The sequence below is a fragment of the Stenotrophomonas sp. YJH_SMC_91 genome (genome assembly GCF_059368495.1).
Map to the genome: position 1 here is coordinate 26,952 of NZ_JCAFRT010000026.1, position 17,930 is coordinate 44,881.

The 17,930-nt window shown below is 67.0% G+C and carries 6 protein-coding genes; 2 read left to right on the plus strand and 4 right to left on the minus strand.

Translation table 11 applies throughout. The features are described from left to right. Positions 1–15: 15 nt before the first annotated feature. The 4 genes from AC5P5X_RS20145 to AC5P5X_RS20160 all read right to left on the minus strand — a co-directional run bounded on the left by AC5P5X_RS20145 (position 16) and on the right by AC5P5X_RS20160 (position 6,915). Positions 16–1,659, minus strand: coding sequence for a catalase (locus tag AC5P5X_RS20145; RefSeq protein WP_043035634.1), 1,644 nt, complete (start codon positions 1,657–1,659; stop codon positions 16–18). Between the two features lie 180 nt (positions 1,660–1,839). Beyond that, positions 1,840–3,558 (minus strand): wall associated protein, encoded by a 1,719-nt coding sequence (locus AC5P5X_RS20150; RefSeq protein WP_258391089.1) that lies wholly within the window; start codon positions 3,556–3,558, stop codon positions 1,840–1,842. Between the two features lie 238 nt (positions 3,559–3,796). Then, positions 3,797–6,388 (minus strand): DNA mismatch repair protein MutS, encoded by a 2,592-nt coding sequence (gene mutS / locus AC5P5X_RS20155; protein WP_111117652.1) that lies wholly within the window; start codon positions 6,386–6,388, stop codon positions 3,797–3,799. Positions 6,389–6,522: 134 nt separating this feature from the next. Beyond that, on the minus strand, positions 6,523–6,915 hold the full coding sequence (locus AC5P5X_RS20160; protein WP_043035632.1) for a barstar family protein: 393 nt from the start codon (positions 6,913–6,915) through the stop codon (positions 6,523–6,525). A gap of 364 nt (positions 6,916–7,279) precedes the next feature. Between AC5P5X_RS20160 and AC5P5X_RS20165 the strand changes: the two genes are divergently transcribed. After that, complete coding sequence (locus tag AC5P5X_RS20165; protein ID WP_227860059.1) at positions 7,280–8,956, plus strand: ShlB/FhaC/HecB family hemolysin secretion/activation protein; 1,677 nt, start codon at positions 7,280–7,282, stop codon at positions 8,954–8,956. A gap of 21 nt (positions 8,957–8,977) precedes the next feature. Beyond that, the coding region (locus tag AC5P5X_RS20170) for a two-partner secretion domain-containing protein (RefSeq protein ID WP_495216048.1) at positions 8,978–17,930 on the plus strand (8,953 nt) is incomplete at its 3' end.

Here is a 17,930-nt window from a genome sequence, read left to right on the forward strand (position 1 = left end):
CACGGGGCAGGGCGATCAGAGCTCGATGTCTTCGGCGCCCGGGGTCGCGGTGGGGAAGTCCGCTTCCGGCTGCGCCGGCTTGAACGGATCCGAAGGCTGGCTGGCCAGCGCCTTCAGCGCTGCGGCAACGCCAGCGCCATAGGCCGGGTCGGCCTTGCTGCAGTTGTCGATGTGGCGCTGCTTGATGAAGTCCGGCGCATCGCCCAGGGCGCGGGCGGTGTTGGCGAACAGGCGGTCCTTCTGTGCCTGGTTGTAGCTGCGGAACAGCGCACCGGGCTGGCTGAAGTAGTCGGCGTCGTCCTCACGGAAATTCCAGAAGTCGGCGTCACCGCGGATCTTCATCGGCGGCTCGCGGTACTGCGGTTGTTCCTGCCACTGGCCGTAGCTGTTCGGCTCGTAGTGCGGCAGGCCGCCGTAGTTGCCGTCCACGCGCATCGCACCGTCGCGGTGGTTGCTGTGCACCGGGCAGCGTGCGGCGTTCACCGGAATCTGGTGGTGGTTTACGCCCAGGCGGTAGCGCTGCGCATCGGAATAGGCGAACAGGCGTGCCTGCAGCATCTTGTCCGGCGACGGGCCGATGCCCGGCACCAGGTTGCTCGGTGCGAACGCGGACTGCTCCACGTCCTGGTACCAGTTGACCGGGTTGCGGTTCAGTTCGAACTGGCCCACTTCGATCAGCGGGTAGTCGCTCTTCGGCCACACCTTGGTCAGGTCGAACGGATGGATGCGGTAGGTTTCCGCCTCCAGCTCGGGCATGACCTGGATGAACAGCTTCCACTTCGGGAAGTCGCCCTTCTCGATTGCGGCGAACAGGTCGCGGCCGTGGCTTTCGCGGTCATGGCCGACCAGGATCTGCGCCTGCGCGTCGGTCAGCGATTCGATGCCCTGCTGGCTGACGAAGTGGAACTTCACCCAGAAGCGCTCGCTGTCGGCGTTGGTGAAGCTGTAGGTGTGCGAGCCGAAGCCGTGCATGTGGCGGAAGCTGCGCGGGATGCCGCGGTCGCTCATCACCACGGTCACCTGCAGCAGGGCTTCGGGCAGCAACGTCCAGAAGTCCCAGTTGTTGCGCGCGCTGCGCAGGTTGGTATGCGGGTCGCGTTTCACGGCCTTGTTGAGGTCGGCGAACTTGCGCGGGTCGCGCAGGAAGAACACCGGCGTGTTGTTGCCGACCAGGTCCCAGTTGCCTTCTTCGGTGTAGAACTTCAGTGCGAAGCCGCGGATGTCACGCTCGGCGTCGGCGGCGCCACGCTCGCCGGCCACCGTGGTGAAGCGCGCGAACATCTCGGTCTGCTTGCCGACCTTCTCGAACAGCTTGGCACGGGTGTACTTGCTGATGTCGTGGGTGACGGTGAAAGTACCGAACGCGCCCGAGCCCTTGGCGTGCATGCGGCGCTCGGGAATGATCTCGCGGTTGAGGTTGGCCAGCTTCTCCAGCAGCCAGACGTCTTCCATCAGCAGCGGGCCACGTGGGCCGGCGGTCTTGCTGTTCTGGTTGTCCACCACCGGTGCGCCGAAGGCCGTGGTCATCGGCGTGACCGGATCATCGCCGTGCTTCTGCTTGGGCGTGGTGCTCAGTTCACGCTGCTGCTGGGTGCCTTCCGCAGGCGACGGCGCGGTGTGATACGGGCACTTGGGGCTGTTGTTATCGGACTGGCTCATGGCTGGCTCCTGCGGGTGAAGACGGGGTGGAACATCTTCACTCGACTTTAGCTATGGCCAGATGAAATGAATAATCGAATGAATCATTCACTTCTATAGCTTCTGTCTATCGATTGTCGGGAATTCATTGCCGGGGCCTTGTTCCGGTCGCCCGGCGGCTCGCATCCCGACACGCTCCGATCATGGGCCAGCAGTGCTCGATTCGACGATGCGCACCGGGCGCGCTAGGCCGTCGAATGCATCCACATAACGACGATGAAGCATCCCGTCCCGGCGCAGCTGGGTGTCCTGCATCGGCCGGATCTGGGTGGTCAGCGGATTCCCGCGTGGCGCCAGTTGCGTTCCATAGCGTGCGGGGTAGGGCCCCGATGCGGCTGCCTTCACATACCGGGTTTCCTGTACCACCAGGCCGGCACGGCGAAGGCGCTCGATCTGCAGGTCGCCGATGTTGGCGGTGTAGTCGTTGCCGAAGACATACTCGGCCTGCACGCCGTCGGGCCGGTTTTCCCAGGTTGTTGAAACGCAGTTGGAGGTGCAGCCACCGGTGAATGACCAGTGTGGTGAGTATGTGTACGTCCAGGAGGCGGGCTGGATGCCGGGCCCGGACAGGGTCTTGGATACCAGCGACTTGGCCATGTAGGCATTGGGAATGCCGAATGAGCCAAACCCGAAGTTGGAGGAACTAGTGCCGATGATGCCGCAGCTGCCAGGCGTGTTGTCCGATCCGTGGATCAACTGGCGAAGCGAGAACACCCCTTGTGCGCCGCTGGGATGGCGCATGGTGATCACATCGTTGAAGGCCGGGTCGCCGGCATCTTCCGAGCGGAATCCCGTTGCATTCTGCGCGCAGGAATTCATGTAGAAGCCTGGATTCAGGACGGGGGGCACCATCGTCCACGGCATGGCGCCCACATGGCGGTCGGTGGAGAAGGTCCAGCGCGACTGGTCGGGAAGTACGACTTCGTTGAGCGTGCGCCCCCAGTAGCTGTCGACGTAGTTGTAACGCCAGGTGCGATCCCCGGCCCGGACGGCGCCGATCTTGCCCTGCGCGTCATAGTCGATATCGATCCGGGCTCCGTCATTGGAAATGATCGCCAGCAGGCGGGTCGGGTTGGCACCGTCGTAGCTGTAACTGACCCAGTTGCCGTGGCGGTCCTCGACACGTGTCGCGTAGAGGAAGACATCGACGACCGGAACCAGCAGGTAGGGCTGCGATGTGCCATTGCCATTGCCATCACGATAGTACTCGTTGGCCAGCACGTCGTGCTGGTCGCGGACCGCCATCCAATCGAAGAAGTAACGGGTGCCATCGGTGGTCCGCACCACAAAACCTTCGCCGGCTCCATTCCTGATGGCTGGCAGGCAGCTGACGCGCCACTGGCTGGCCGAGGTGCCAATGTAGGTTGCCCCATCCTGGGGCAGGCTTGCCCCTGCTTCCTTCAGCAAAAGGGATTCATAACCGACCGCAGGGAGGTTGATGAAGATGCCGCTCCAATAGGTGTGCTTCGGGATGACCCGGGTGTTGAAGTCCGGTGACGGGCCCACCCACTCGGTCGGGGACAGGTTGCTGCCGCTGCAGCGGCCGCCGCCCGCCGCATTCCAGCCCCGGCGTTGATCGTAGGAGCCCATCATGTAGGGGGCATCGATCTCCCAGGACGCCCCCAGCGGGGCGGCAGCGCGATCCAGTCCCTGTTTCTGCTTCGGCGTTGTGCGGGTGAATGCGACCCGCATTCCACTGCTGGTCGGCACCACGACATCGGTCTGCGAGAACTGCAGCGTGCCATCCTTCCTGTTTAGGGAATCACCAAACAGATCATCGCCGAGCGCCGCGACCCGCGCACCCCGCAGGCGTTCGTCGTAGGTACGCTCGCTGCTTACGAATTCCTGTGCATCGGCCACGCCACACACCAGCAACAACGCTAGAACCGTACGCCGCATGTTCGTTCCCTCGTGATCGAATCCCCTCGCTTCGATGCCGCGGCATGTTGCCCGGCCCCATTGCATGCCGCTGGGATCGCAGTTTCAGTGACTGTGCGGAACGGCGCCCCAGCTCCCCTGTGGCGGTCTGCGTGGCCGAGTATGCAGGATTCTCCGCGGTGGCTTCCAGGGGGGCATGGTGCCCCCTGGCCAGGCGCACTTACAGCAGCGTTTTCAGCCGGTACAGCGCTTCCAGCGCCTGCTTCGGCGTCAGTTCGTCCGGATCGATCGCCGCCAGCGCTTCCTGCGCCTTGCTGGATGGCGCCGCGAACAGCCCGAACTGCTGCGGGGCATCCAGCGCCTGCGGCGCCAGCTCGGCGGCGTGGCTTTCAGCGCCGCGCTGTTCCAGCTCGGCCAGGCGACGCCGTGCCTGCGCCACAGTGGCGCGCGGCAGGCCGGCCAGTGCGGCCACCTGCAGGCCAAAGCTGCGGTTGGCCGGGCCGTCCTTCACTGCGTGCATGAACACCAGCGCTTCGCCGTGCTCGACCGCGTCCAGGTGCACGTTGGCGATGCCGCTGCGGCCGCCCTCATGCTGTTCGTCGGCCAGCGCGGTCAGCTCGAAGTAGTGGGTGGCGAACAGCGTGTAGCAGCGGTTCTGGTAGGCCAGGTGGCGGGCCACCGCGTCGGCCAGCGCCAGGCCATCGTAGGTGGAGGTGCCACGGCCGATCTCGTCCATCAGCACCAGCGAATGGGCGGTGGCGTGGTGCAGGATGTAGCTGGTCTCGGCCATCTCGACCATGAAGGTTGACTGCCCGCGGGCGAGGTCGTCGCCGGCGCCGATGCGGGTCAGGATGCGGTCGATCGGGCCGATCACCGCCCGGCTGGCCGGCACGAAGCTGCCGATGTGGGCCAGCAGAACGATCAGCGCATTTTGCCGCATGTAGGTCGATTTACCGCCCATGTTCGGGCCGGTGATGACCAGCATGCGACGGTCCGGATGCAGGTCCAGGTCATTGGGTTCGAACGGCTGTTCGCGTACCGCTTCGACCACTGGATGGCGGCCGCGTTCGATCTTCAGGCACGGCTCGGCCTGCAGCTCCGGGCGCGCCCAGTCCAGCGCCTGCGCGCGTTCGGCGAAGGCGGCCAGCACGTCCAGTTCGCTCAGCGCAGCGGCACACTGCTTCAGCGGTTCCAACTGCCCGCCAAGGGTGTCCAGCAGCTGCTCGTACAGGTACTTCTCGCGCGACAGCGAACGTTCGCGCGCGGACAGCACCTTGTCCTCGAATGCCTTCAGTTCTTCGGTGATGTAGCGCTCGGCATTGGTCAGCGTCTGGCGGCGGGTGTAGTGCACCGGCGCACGATCGGACTGGCCCTTGCTGATTTCGATGTAGTAACCGTGAACGCGGTTGTAGCCCACCTTCAGGGTGGGAATACCGCTGCTCTCGCGCTCGCGCAGTTCCAGGTCGACCAGGAACTGGTCGGCATGGGTGGACAGCCGGCGCAGCTCGTCCAGCTCTTCATCGAAGCCATCGGCCAGCACGCCGCCGTCGCTCAGCTTCAGCGGCGGCATCTCGGCGATGGCGCTGGCCAGCAGCTGCGCGCACGCGTCGTGTTCGCCCAGCGCCGCATGCAGGGCCTGCAGGCGCGGCGAGTCCAGCGGGGCCAGCACTTCGCGCACCGCCGGCAGCAGGCCCAGGCCGTCACGCAGGGTGGAGAAATCGCGGGGGCGCGCCGAGCGCAGCGCGACGCGGGTGAGGATGCGTTCCAGATCGCCGAGGCGGCGGAACTGCTCGCGGATGTCGGCGTCCGCACCGCGATCAATCAGGGTTTCCACCGCGTGGTGGCGCTGCACCAGCACCTCGCGCAGGCGCAGCGGGCGGTGCAGCCAGCGGCGCAGCAGGCGCCCACCCATGGGTGTCACCGTGCTGTCGAGCACGCCCAGTAGGGTATTGCGGGTATCACCGTCGACACGCGTGTCCAATTCCAGGTGGCGGCGGGTGGCGGCGTTCATCGCGATCGCCTCGCCGGCGGTTTCCATCGCGATCGAAGTCAGGTGCGGCAGGCGCTGCTTCTGGGTTTCCTCGACATACCCGAGCAGGGCGCCGGCGGCGGCGGTGGCACGGGGCTTGTCATCGATACCGAAGCCGCTCAGATCGTGCAGCTTGAAGAAGTTCAGCAGCTGGCGGCGGCCGCTGTCCGCGTCGAACAGCCACGGCGCACGGCGGCGCACGCCGGTGCGCTGGCGCAGGAACTCCGGCCAGTTCTCCTCGTCGGGCACCAGCAGCTCGGCCGGCTCCAGCCGTGCCAGCTCGGCTTCCAGGGCGTCGTCGGTCTCCACTTCGTTGACCAGGAAGCGGCCACCGGCCAGGTCGGCCCAGGCCAGGCCGTAGCCCTGCTTGCTGCGCGACAGCGCCATCAGCAGGGTGTCGCGGCGCTCGTCCAGCAGCGCTTCGTCGGTGACCGTGCCGGGGGTGACGATGCGCACCACCTTGCGTTCGACCAGGCCCTTGGCGAGCGCCGGGTCGCCGATCTGCTCGCAGATCGCCACCGACTCGCCCAGCGCCACCAGCCGTGCCAGGTAGCCTTCGTAGGCATGCACCGGCACGCCGGCCATCGGGATCGGTGCGCCGCCGGAGCTGCCACGCTGGGTCAGGGTGATGTCGAGCAGCCGCGCAGCCTTGCGCGCGTCGTCGTAGAACAGCTCGTAGAAGTCGCCCATGCGGAAGAACAGCAGCAGGTCCGGGTAGTCGGACTTGGCTGCGAAGAACTGCTTCATCAGCGGGGTGTGCTCGGCGGACTTGTCTTTGGACATGGGACTCGTGGATCAGGGCGTCCGGCCGCGCCGGGCGGCAGCGGCAGCGGAGCGGGTACAGGGCCGTCCATGGTAACTGCTGGGGCCGGTGGGCGCCGCTGCGGTTGGTGGGCATTGCCGTGCGGGGCACACAGTCAGGCCGGAACCAGGGTGATCTGCCGGTGGCTTGCGAAGATCTCCATTACGATCCCGAAGTAGGTCTGGCCCTGGCCTCGTTGCAGGGCGTCCAGCTGGAGCGCAATGGTCCGCCTATTGAAGGTGCCCGGGGCTTCCAGCTTGGACTGCAGCCACTGACATGTGGTAGTTCGTCCCAGTGCGGCGCGGCTGTGCTCGATATCACCCCAGATCACCGTGGCCCGGTCGTGGCCGGCCAACACCCCATAGCCGCCATGCAGCAGGTCATCCAGGGCGTCCAGGCTTGGCCCGAGCTGCCAGTTCTCGCCGGCCATGAACACGCGGTTGATCTCCGCGTACAGGCTGGGGATGTCATTGATGGCGGCGCCTTCAATCTGTAGGACGATGGTCATGCGGCGACTGTAGCGTCAGCAGGCGGAAGCTGGCGTGCTGTAGTACCAGGGTTCGCGCCATGGCCCGAACGCGCAGCGTCCCGGGCGTTTGCGGCGTGTTGCCCCGCAGTCGACTGAATTTGCAATCTTTCCTATAGAAGTTCCTGAGGCGGCCGATACCCTTTGCGCCTTTCTGCGCTTCGCGTAGCGGCGTGCTGTCGCCTGTGCGTCGGCAGACCCGAATCAAGCCGGCACGTCGATGCATTGTCCTTTTCCGGACAGAGCGCCTGACGGCCTGCATCAATATCAGGAAAACACTGTGCGGTCAGGGAAGAAGCAGGCACGACAGGCGTGCCGTGGTGGTGGGTGGGTGGTGTTGCTTGGCATGACCTTCGGTGTTGCCGCCCAGCAGGCCGGTGATCCAGCCGCGCAGGAACTGCTGAGGCAACAGGAACGCGAACGCGTGCTGCGCGAGCAGCAGGAACAACGCCCCGACGTCCGCCTGGAGCGGAACGCGCAGAAGGAGGGCGACCGCCTGCCGGCGCAGGAGCGCCCCTGCGTGCGCATCGATCGCATCGTGCTGGAAGGCGAGGACAGCCAGCGCTTCGGCTGGGCACTGGCGGCTGCCGACCCGGTCGACGATCCGGCCACAGGCCGTTGCCTGGGGACCGAAGGCATCAACGTGGTGATGAAGCGCGTGCAGACCGCGATCATCGCCCGCGGCTATGTCACCACGCGGGTGCTGTCGGCACCGCAGGACCTCAACCAGGGCACGCTGACGTTGTCGGTGGTGCCAGGCCGGTTCCGCGAGGCCGTGTTCTCCGACCCGCAGGGACGGCATCCGGCCCTTGCCAATGCACTGCCGATCCGCAGCGGCAGCCTGCTCAACCTGCGCGACATCGAGCAGGGGCTGGAGAACCTGCAGCGCGTGCCCACCGTCAGCGCCGACATCAAGATCGCGCCGGCCGACGGCGAGGGCGCGGCGCCAGGCCAGAGCGACCTGCAGATCGACTGGACGCAGCGCTCACCGGTGCGCGCCAGCGTCACCCTGGACGATGCCGGCAGCCGCGGCACCGGCAAGCTGCAGGCCAATGCCACGCTGTCATTGGACAATCCGCTGGGCCTGAACGAGCTGTTCTACATCAGCGCCGGCCGTGGCGTGTTCAATGGCCGAGGCAAGGACACCAACAGCTGGACCGCGCACTACGACGTGCCCTACGGGTATTGGCTGTTCGGTGCCACCGCCAGCGCTTACGACTACAGGCAGAACGTGGTGGGTGCCTTTGAAAGCTATGACTACAGCGGCCGCAGCCAAAACGCCGAAGCGCGGGTGGACCGGCTGTTGCTGCGCAATGCCAAGGTCAAGTTCAGCGCCTACGCGCGCGGCTGGCAGCGAGAGTCGAAGAACTACATCGACGACACCGAGATAGAAGTACAGCGCCGCCGCACCGCAGGCTGGGAACTGGGCCTGACCCACAAGCAATTCATCGGCAACGCCACGCTCGATGCCAGCGTGGCCTACCGGCGTGGCACGGGGGCCTTCCACGCCTTGCGCTCGCCAGAAGAGATGGCGCAGCAGTGGGATCCGACGCTGCCGCTGGAAGGGACCTCGCGGATGAAGCTGATCACCGCCGACGCGCAGTTCAGCGTGCCGTTCCAGCTGGGCAGGCAGCGCCTGCGCTACACCGCCGCATGGCGGGCGCAGTGGAACCGCACGCCGCTCTCGCCACAGGACCGCTTCGCCATCGGCGGCCGCTATACCGTGCGCGGTTTCGATGGTGAAAGCTCGCTCAGCGGTGAGCGCGGCTGGTCGCTGCGCAACGATCTTTCGCTGGGCATCGGCGGTGGCCAGGAGTTCTACGTCGCCGCCGACTACGGCCGCATCGGCGGCCCATCCGCGCAGTGGCAGTCCGGCCGTGACCTGGCGGGCATGGCGCTGGGCCTGCGCGGCGGCTGGCAGCAGCTTTCCTGGGATGGCTTCGTCGGTTCGGCACTGCACAAGCCCGCCCATTTCCCCACCGACTACACCACATTCGGCTTCAGCCTGGCCTGGCGCTACTGATCTGCCACAAGGACACGTGACATGAACACTATCTATCGTCTGGTTTTCAACCGCGCGCTGCGCGTCTGGCAGGTGGCGTCGGAGCTGGTGAAGGGTGGCGGTGGCCTGGTCGGCCATGTGCCGGGCCGGCAGAGCGCCGCGCTGTCGCCGCTGGGCTTCGCACTGATGTGCTCACTGGGCTGGGTCAGCATGGTAACCCCTGCACTGGCGCAGTCCGATGCGCGCATCATTTCCGACCCCAATGCGCCGGGCCGTGAACGGCCGACGATGGTGACGGCCCCTAATGGTGTGCCGATGGTGAACATCACCACGCCGTCGGCGGCGGGTGTGTCGCGCAACCGCTATTCGCAGTTCGATGTCGGACGCGAGGGCGTCATCCTCAACAACGCCCGCGGCCAGGTGCAGACGCAGCTGGGGGGCTGGGTGCAGGGCAATCCGTGGCTTGCCACCGGCAGTGCGCGGGTCATCCTCAATGAAGTGAACGGTCCGGCCAGCCGGCTCAACGGCTACGTGGAAGTGGCCGGGCAGCGCGCCGAGGTGATCATCGCCAACCCGGCCGGCATCCAGGTCAACGGCGGCGGCTTCCTCAACGCCAGCCGCGTGACCCTGACCACCGGCACGCCGATGTTCACGGGTGCTGGGGCACTGGAGGGCTACCGCGTCACCGGTGGTGCGATCCAGATCGATGGAGAGGGTCTGGACACCAGCCGCGCTGACTACACCGACCTGATCACCCGGTCACTGAAGGTCAACGCCGGCATCTGGGCCAACCAGTTGCAGGCCACGCTGGGCAACAACGTGGTCAATGCCGACCACAGCCAGGCCAGCCTGATCCCGGCCAACGGCGAGGCACCGACCTTCGCGCTGGACGTGGGCGCTCTCGGCGGCATGTTCGCCAACAAGATCTGGCTGGTCGGCAACGAGCACGGTGTGGGCGTGCGCAATGCCGGCAGCATCGGCGCGCAGGCCGGTGAGCTGGTGGTGACGGTGGACGGCCGCCTGGAAAACACCGGCGCACTGCAGTCGCTGCAGAACATGCGCTTGCAGGCGCGCGGTGATCTTGCAAATGCCGGCACCATCGCCGCCACGCGCGAGGTTGCGATCACCACCGGCGGCACGCTGGACAACAGCGGCGGCAAGCTCAACGCACAGCGCCTTCAGGTCGAGGCGCAGGGCCTGCGCAACCATGACGGCACCATTGAACAGACTGGTGTGCAGGCGCTGGCGCTCAAGGCCGAAGCGGCCCGCAACCGCAGCAACGGTCTGCTGGGTGCGCTGGATGCCGTCGCGTCCGGTGGCAACGGCGGTGGCCCAGGGGGCGGCACGTCGCCGGGCAGCGGCGGAGGAACGCCGGGAACCGGTGCCCCGGGTACGGGGACGCCGGGTACCGGCGGCGGCTCGACCGGCACGCCGACCTCGCCAGTGGTACCGATGGCCGAGGGCCTGATCGCCATCGCCGGCATGCTGGACAATGACGGCGGCAGCATCGCCAATGGTGGTGCGGTATCGCTCGCCGCACGTGCCGGACTCGACAACAGCGGCGGTCGCCTGGGAGTGAGTGCGCTGCAGGCTGGGGGCGAGCTGCGCAATGATGGCGGCACGCTGCAGGTGCATGGCGATGCCGCGTTGCATGTCGGCCTGTTGTCGAACCAGGAGGGTGCGCTGAGCGTGGCCGGCGGCCTGCGGCTGGATGCGCAGTCGCTCGACAACCGCGGGGGTGAACTGCGGCACGCCGGCAAGGCGGCATCGTCGTGGACGGTGCAGGGTCTGTTCAACAATGACGGCGGCCTGCTGGCCACCAACGCCGCGCAGTTGGCGCTGCAAGCAGGCCAGGTCGGCAATGCCGGTGGCCGCATTGAACATGCCGGTGAGGGTGGCCTCACGCTGGACACGGGTGACTGGGCTGGTCCCGGTGGACGGCTGAGCACGGTGGGGCGCCTGCACTGGACGACTGGCAGCGCCGACCTGCGCAACGGTGCGCTCAGTGCGGCGGGATTCGACATCGTGGCTGGCATGCTGGACAACCGCGGCGGCAGCCTGCTGTCGCTCGGAACCGGTGCCAGTTCGGTGAAGGCGTCGAACCTGGACAACGGCGCAGGTGGCACGTTGGCCGGCAACGGTGACCTGATAGTGGCCGCGACCACGCTCGACAACAGCAAGGGCCTGGTGCAGCAGGCTGGCACCGGGAGCTTGAGCGTGCAGGCCGATACGCTGCGTGGCAGCGAAGGGCGCCTGCTCAGCAACGGTGCACTGGTGCTGTCCGGCGGCGAGCTGGATGTGAGCGGCGGTACGACGTCGGCGCAGAGTGTGCAGATCCACGCCAGGGCACTGCGCAACCGCCAGGGCCAGATCGTCTCGCAGGGTGTCTCGGAGCTGGCACTGGACGTACGCGATGCGCTAGACAACCAGGGCGGCCAGATCGTCGGCAACGGCGGCCTGCGCATCGACGCCGGTCGCATCGACAACCAGAAGGGCACGCTGCAGTCGGCCGGTACGCAGGGCGTGGCGCTGACGGTGCGCGACACGCTGGATAACAGCGGCGGCGGCATCTCCGGCAATGGCCAGGTGCAGCTGCAGGTTGGCAGCCTGGTCAACCAGGGCGGCAAGGTGCTGGCGGCAGGCAGCGGCGCGCTGCAGGTGCAGGCCCGAGAGCGCTTGGACAACAGCAACGGCGGCCGCCTGGCCGGTACCGGTGATCTGCGGCTGCAGGCGGCAAGCCTGGACAACCGCAGCGGTGCAATCGAACACGCCGGCGGCGGTACGTTGCAGATCCGCGCCGACAGCCTGCAGGGTGCGGGCGGCCGCATCCTCAGCCAGTCGGCGCTGGAACTTGAGGGCGGCGACCTGCTGCTGGGGGCCGGCAGCACTACCCAGGCAGAGCGCATTGCCATCGATGCGCAGCGCTTGGACAACACCGGCGGCAACCTCAGCGCGACCGGCAGCGACGCGCTGCGGCTGCACGTGGCGCAGGGCGTGGACAACAGTGGCGGCACGATCGCCGGCAACGGGGCACTGGATGTGCAGGCCGGTGAACTGATCAACCGCACGGGCACGCTCAGCGGCGCCGGAACGGCCGACAGCACCCTGCAGATCGTCAGTGCGCTGGACAATCACGAAGGCACGATCGCCAGCAACGCCAACCGCCTGACGATCGCCGCCGCACGGCTGGACAACAGTGGCGGCAGCATCCGCCAGGCCGGCAACCAGGGCCTGGACATCACCACCGGCCGCCTGGACGGCAGCAAGGGCACGCTGGTCTCCTCGGCCACACTGACCTTGCGCGCCGACGACATGGATCATCGTGACGCGACGCTGGGCGCCGATCGCCTCGACCTTGAGGCCACCACGCTCGACAACGCCGGTGGCCGCATCATTGCCAGCGGCGAAGGCGCCAGTCGCATCAAGGCGACGGCGCTGGGAAATGCCGGTGGCACGCTGGCCAGCAATGGCGACCTGACCCTGCTGGCCCGGACGCTGGACAACAGTGCAGGCAGGATCCAGCACGCCGGCAGTGGCCAGCTGCAGGTCTCGGCGCAGGCCCTGCTGGGCAAGGGCGGCAGCGTGCTCAGCAACGGCAGCTTCGTGCTGGATGGCGCCTCGCTCGATCTGAGTGGAGCGACCACCTCGGCGCGTCGCGTCGCCATCAGCGCCGGCACCCTGACCACCGCCGGTGGCACGCTCACCGCAACCGGTGAAGATGCGCTGCGCCTGCGCGTACAGGGTATGCTGGACAATCGCGGCGGTTCACTCGCCAGCAATGGCGCGCTGGATGTCATCGCGCAGCAGCTGAACAATGCGCAGGGCACGCTGCAGGGCGCAGGCGCCGGGCACTCCACGCTGGCGATCGGCCAGGCGCTGGACAACCAGAAGGGCCGCATCCTGCTCGGCGGTGCCGGCACGGTCACCGCGGCCAGCCTTGGTAACCAGGGCGGCACAGTGCACGCGGGCGGCAGCGCGCTGGTGCTGGGCGTTGACGGTCGTCTCGACAATGGCGAGCAGGGCCTGCTGTCCAGCACCGGCATGGTGACCCTGGACGCCGGCAGTCTCGACAACCGCCACGGCACCCTGGTCGCTGGCAAGGACCTGACGGTGACCACGGCGGCAGGCGTGGACAACAGCGACGGCGCGATGCAGGCCGCCGAACGGCTGCAGCTGCAGGGTAACGGCCTGGACAACCAGCGGGGCACGCTGCTGGGTGGCCAGCTGGACATCGATACCCGCGGCCAGCGGCTGGACAACCGCGCCGGCACGCTGGGTACGCAGAAGGGCGCGCTGAGTGTGCGCAGTGGCGTTCTGGACAACCAGGGCGGTCGCGTGCAGTCGGCGGCCGACCTGACCATCAACACGGCCGGGCAGGACATCGACAACCGTTTCACGGCCGGCAGCGGTGGGCTGCTGGCGGCCGGGAAGCTGCAGCTGGAAGGCGGTGTGCTGGACAACCGTGGCGGCGCAGTCAATGCACAAGGCGATGCGCGTCTGCTGCTGGCCCGCGTTGACAACAGTGCCGGTGGAACACTTGCCAGCGCTGCGGATCTTTCGCTGCGGGCGGCGAGCCTGGCCAATGCCGGTGGTCGCGTGCAGGCCGGACGCAACCTCGACCTGACCCTCGACGGGCACCTGGACAACGCCGCCGGCGCGATCGCGGCCGGCCAGCGGTTGACCCTCACGGCCGCCAGCGTGGACAACCGCAACACCCGTGGCGGTGACGGCACGCATGGGCTGCAGGCGGGCCAGCTGCAGTTCGGTGCACAGTGGCTGGACAACAGCCAGGGCCAGGTCGTCACCGATGGCAGTGCGCGGCTGCAGATCAACGGCCAGCTGCAGAACACCGGCGGCGTGATCAGCACCGGCGGCAACCTGGACAGCCAGGCGGACAACGTCGCCAACAGCAGTGGCCTGCTGCGCGCTGATGGCAGCCAGACCCTGGTGGCACGTGTGCTCAGCGAAGACGGCCAAGTGCATGCGCAGCGTGACCTCGGCCTTACCCTGCAGCAGGGCATGCGCCATCGTGGCGAATGGATCGCCAACGGCACGCTGTCGCTGAACCTGTCCGGCGACCTCGACAACCAGGGTGTCGTGCGCGGTGGCAACCTCGACCTCAACGCCCAGAACATCACCAACGCAGCCTCGGGTGAGATCTCCAGCCAGGGTACGACCCACCTCAATGCCCGTGGCCAGCTGACCAACCGCGGCCTGATCGATGGCGCGCTGACGCACCTGGAGGCCGGCGAGATCGACAATCTCGGCACCGGGCGCATCTACGGTGACCACGTGGCGATCTCCACCGGCGTGCTGAAGAACCGCGCCGAAGAGGCCGGTGGTGCCACCCGCGTCGGCACCGTGGCCGCACGCGAGCGGCTGGACCTGGGCGTGCGCGAACTGCAGAACACCGGCAAGGGCCTGATCTACAGCGGCGGTGATGCGGCCATCGGTGGCGCGCTCGGCGCCGACCGGATCGCCAGCGGCATTGCCGGGCGGATCGACAACATCAGCTCGGTCATCGATGTGGGCGGCAATCTGTCCATCGATGCGCAGGCGGTCAACAACATCCGCGAGAACGTGGCGATCGCCCCGACCCAGGTCAAGACCATCGACACTACCGTCAACATGATGGTGGCGGCATGGCAGAAGAACTCGAAGAACACCGCAGGCACGGTCAGCGATACCAGCAATTACAAGGCCTGGGAGTTCTACTACATCGCGCCGGAAGACGTGCTGCAGGACGAGCCCTACATTGCGCCGGACGGCACCCGCCTGGGCAAGGCGGTGGTTCGCCTGACCGCGAGCACCTCGCGCTTCTTCTTCGGCTCTGGTGGATTGGGCTATGACGTGCGCGGTGAGCGCTGGCGCATGGATCCGGTCAACGGCACCGTCACGATCTACTACGTGAGCAAGGGCACTGCCGCCAATCCGGACCAGGTGCCGGGCGGCGATCCGTTCGACGTGCTGAAGTCGAAGGAGAAGTTCACCTACCAGAACGACCGCCTGACGTTCTCCAGCGCCTACGGTACCTGCAGCACTACCTGCATCCAGTTCATCACCCCGGCGTCGTTGAGCAATCCCGATGCGACCATCGTCGGTCGCCGCCAGCACACGCAGGAACACGGCCTCAATGAAGAAAAGCGCGTTGCTCACCACGTGGCCCATGAGGACCAGCTGCAGCCCGGTGCCGGTGCCGATGCGGTGATCCGTTCCGGCGGCAACATGCGCCTGTCGGTGGACGAGCTGAACAACCGCTACGCGCAGATTGCTGCGGGCGGCAATCTGCAGATCGTCGGTCACGGCGCCGACAGCCGTGTCAGTAACGTTGGTCTCGAATTGTTCCGCACGCATACCTTCAACAACACCTCCATCGCCTACGACGGCACCCGAACGCAATGGACCGCCGAGCCCATCTCCGAAAAGATCGGCCAGCTGGGGGGCCAGATTACCGCCAACGGCACGTTGAGCATCGATGTCGGTGACCTGAGCAACCTCAACCAGGGGCGCAAGGCACCGAACGTGCAGAACGGTTCGGCCATGGCCAACCTCAACGTGCAGGGGCCCAAGGCGCTGCCGGATGGGCCGGGTCATGGCGGTGCGCAGGGGCCGGGCCAGTCCACCGGCACCGGTGCCGAACGCGCGCTGTCACAGGCGGCCGATGCCGCCGGCACCCAGCAGGGCGGCAACGTCGGCGGCGTGAGCGGCAACACCGGTACGTCCGGGCCGCGCGTGGTCGCGGCCAGTGGCGGATCGCCGGACCGCATCGCAATGGGGGCGCCGGATACGCGCGCGCCGAGCGCCAGCCTGTTCAACGTCAATCCCAACGGGGGCCACTATCTGGTCGAGACCGATCCGCGCTTCACCGACCACAAGACCTGGCTGAGCTCGGACCACCTGCTGGGCCAGATGGGCTACTCGCCCGATACCGTGCAGAAGCGGTTGGGTGATGGGTACTACGAGCAGAAGCTGGTGCGTGAGCAGATCGGCCAGTTGACCGGTCGCCGCTTCCTCGACGGCTACGCCAGTGACGAGGCGCAATACCGCGCGCTGCTGGAGGCCGGTGCCACGGTCGCCAGCGAATGGGGCCTGCGGCCCGGCGTGGCGCTGACCGAAGCGCAGATGGCACAGCTGACCAGCGACATCGTCTGGCTGGTCGAGCAGACCGTCACCCTGGCCGATGGCAGCACCACCACCGCGCTGGTGCCGCAGGTCTACCTGCGCCTGCGCCCGGGCGATCTGGACGGGCAAGGTGCACTGCTGGCCGGCGCCAATGTCGATATCAAACTGGGCAATGGCCTGGTCAACACCGGCAACATCGCCGGCCGCAAGCTGGTAACCATCGATGCAGGCAACATCGAGCATCTGGGTGGCAGCATTTCCGGCCAGTACGTCGGGCTGTCGTCGGACAAGGACATCCGCGTTGCCGGTGCCACCGTGACGGCCACCGATGCGCTGTCGGTCAAGGCCGCGGGCAATGTCACGGTGGCCTCCACGGTGGAGACACAGCGGGGCGGTGGCACCTACCAGTACGAGACCAACCGCATTGATCGGGTTGCTGGTCTGTATGTGACCAACCCCAGTGGCGACGGCATGCTGTCGGTGGTGGCTGGCGGTGACATCAGCCTGCAGGCCGCACAGATCCGCAACGCCGGCGCCGACGGCCTTACCCAGCTGGCCGCAGGCGGCACTCTGGATGTTGGCGCGATTGCGCTGGAGAAACGCCGCGACGCCACCTTCGATGAGCGCAACCACCAGCGCAGCAGCAGGACAACACATGCTGCCAGCTCGGTGCAGGGCGCTGGCGATGTGGTGCTGGCCGCTGGCAAGGACATCAACCTGGCCGCCGCGCAGATCAAAGCGGCGGGAGGTCTGGCATTGCAGGCCGGCGGTGACATCAACAGCCAGGCGCTGGTGGACAGCGAAAGCCGCGACTTCTCCAGTGCGGGCAAGCGCAGCTCGCTGCAGGTCAGCCAGCGTGATGAGACGGTGCGCGGCAGCCTGTTGCAGGCCGGGGGCAATCTGCTGCTGACCGCGGGCCGGGACGTGAGCCTTACAGCCGCGTTGGTCGACAGCAATGACGGTGCGGTAAGCGTGGCTGCGGGCCGCGACGTGAACCTGCTCTCGGCCAACGAGACGCACGACTACGGCCTGGACAGCTACGAGAAGAAAAAGAAAACGCTATCCAGCACCACTACCACGCGCAGCGTCGACAACAGCGACAGTTATGCCATCGGTACGGCGATCCAGGGCGAGCGCATCAACATCACCGCCGGCCGCGATCTGACTGCGGTTGGTGCGGTGGTCGATGCCACTGGTAATGTGATTCTGGGGGCGGGCAACAACGTATTGATCACCGCCGCAGAGGACCATCACAGCAGTGAGTCCAACGAGAGCAAGAAGAAATCCGGCGTTACCGGAGGCTTCGGCAACGGCGTGGCATCGGTCGGCTACAGTAGCGCGAAGAACAGCAGCACCCGCGCCGAGCAGTCCACCACCCAGGTGGGATCGGCGATCGCCTCGCGCGACGGCAATGTGCTGATCAATGCTGGCAACACACTGACGATCGAGGCGTCGGACGTCGCCGCAGGCGAGAACCTGACACTGGTGGGCAAGGACATTGCGCTGCTGGCGCGACAGGACACCACGGACAACCAATCCAGTCAGGCCAGCAAGTCCAGCGGCTTCTCCGTGGGCGTGACCTACGACCCGACCAAGGCCTACCGCAGCGCCCGCGATTCGACCACCGACGGCATGGCCGACAGTGGCTCGGCGATGGGGCGGATCACCCGTACCGCTGAAGGCGCAGCCTCCGGCCTGCGCGCGGCCACCACTTCGACCGTGGTGACTGCCGGCAGCCAGCGCACCAACAGCGAACAGAGCCATTCGACCAGTGATGCCCGCGTCAGCCAGTTGGCTGCAGGCGGCGATCTCACGTTGATTGCCAACGGCGGCTCGATCCTCAGCCAGGGCACGCAGATGTCGGCCGAGGGCA

What these genes read in the sequence shown, in the direction of transcription:
- AC5P5X_RS20145 (WP_043035634.1), bottom strand. Translation starts at nt 1,659, where the DNA reads ATGAGCCAGTCCGATAACAACAGCCCCAAGTGCCCGTATCACACCGCG.
- mutS (WP_111117652.1), bottom strand. Translation starts at nt 6,388, where the DNA reads ATGTCCAAAGACAAGTCCGCCGAGCACACCCCGCTGATGAAGCAGTTC.
- AC5P5X_RS20160 (WP_043035632.1), bottom strand. Translation starts at nt 6,915, where the DNA reads ATGACCATCGTCCTACAGATTGAAGGCGCCGCCATCAATGACATCCCC.
- AC5P5X_RS20165 (WP_227860059.1), top strand. Translation starts at nt 7,280, where the DNA reads ATGACCTTCGGTGTTGCCGCCCAGCAGGCCGGTGATCCAGCCGCGCAG.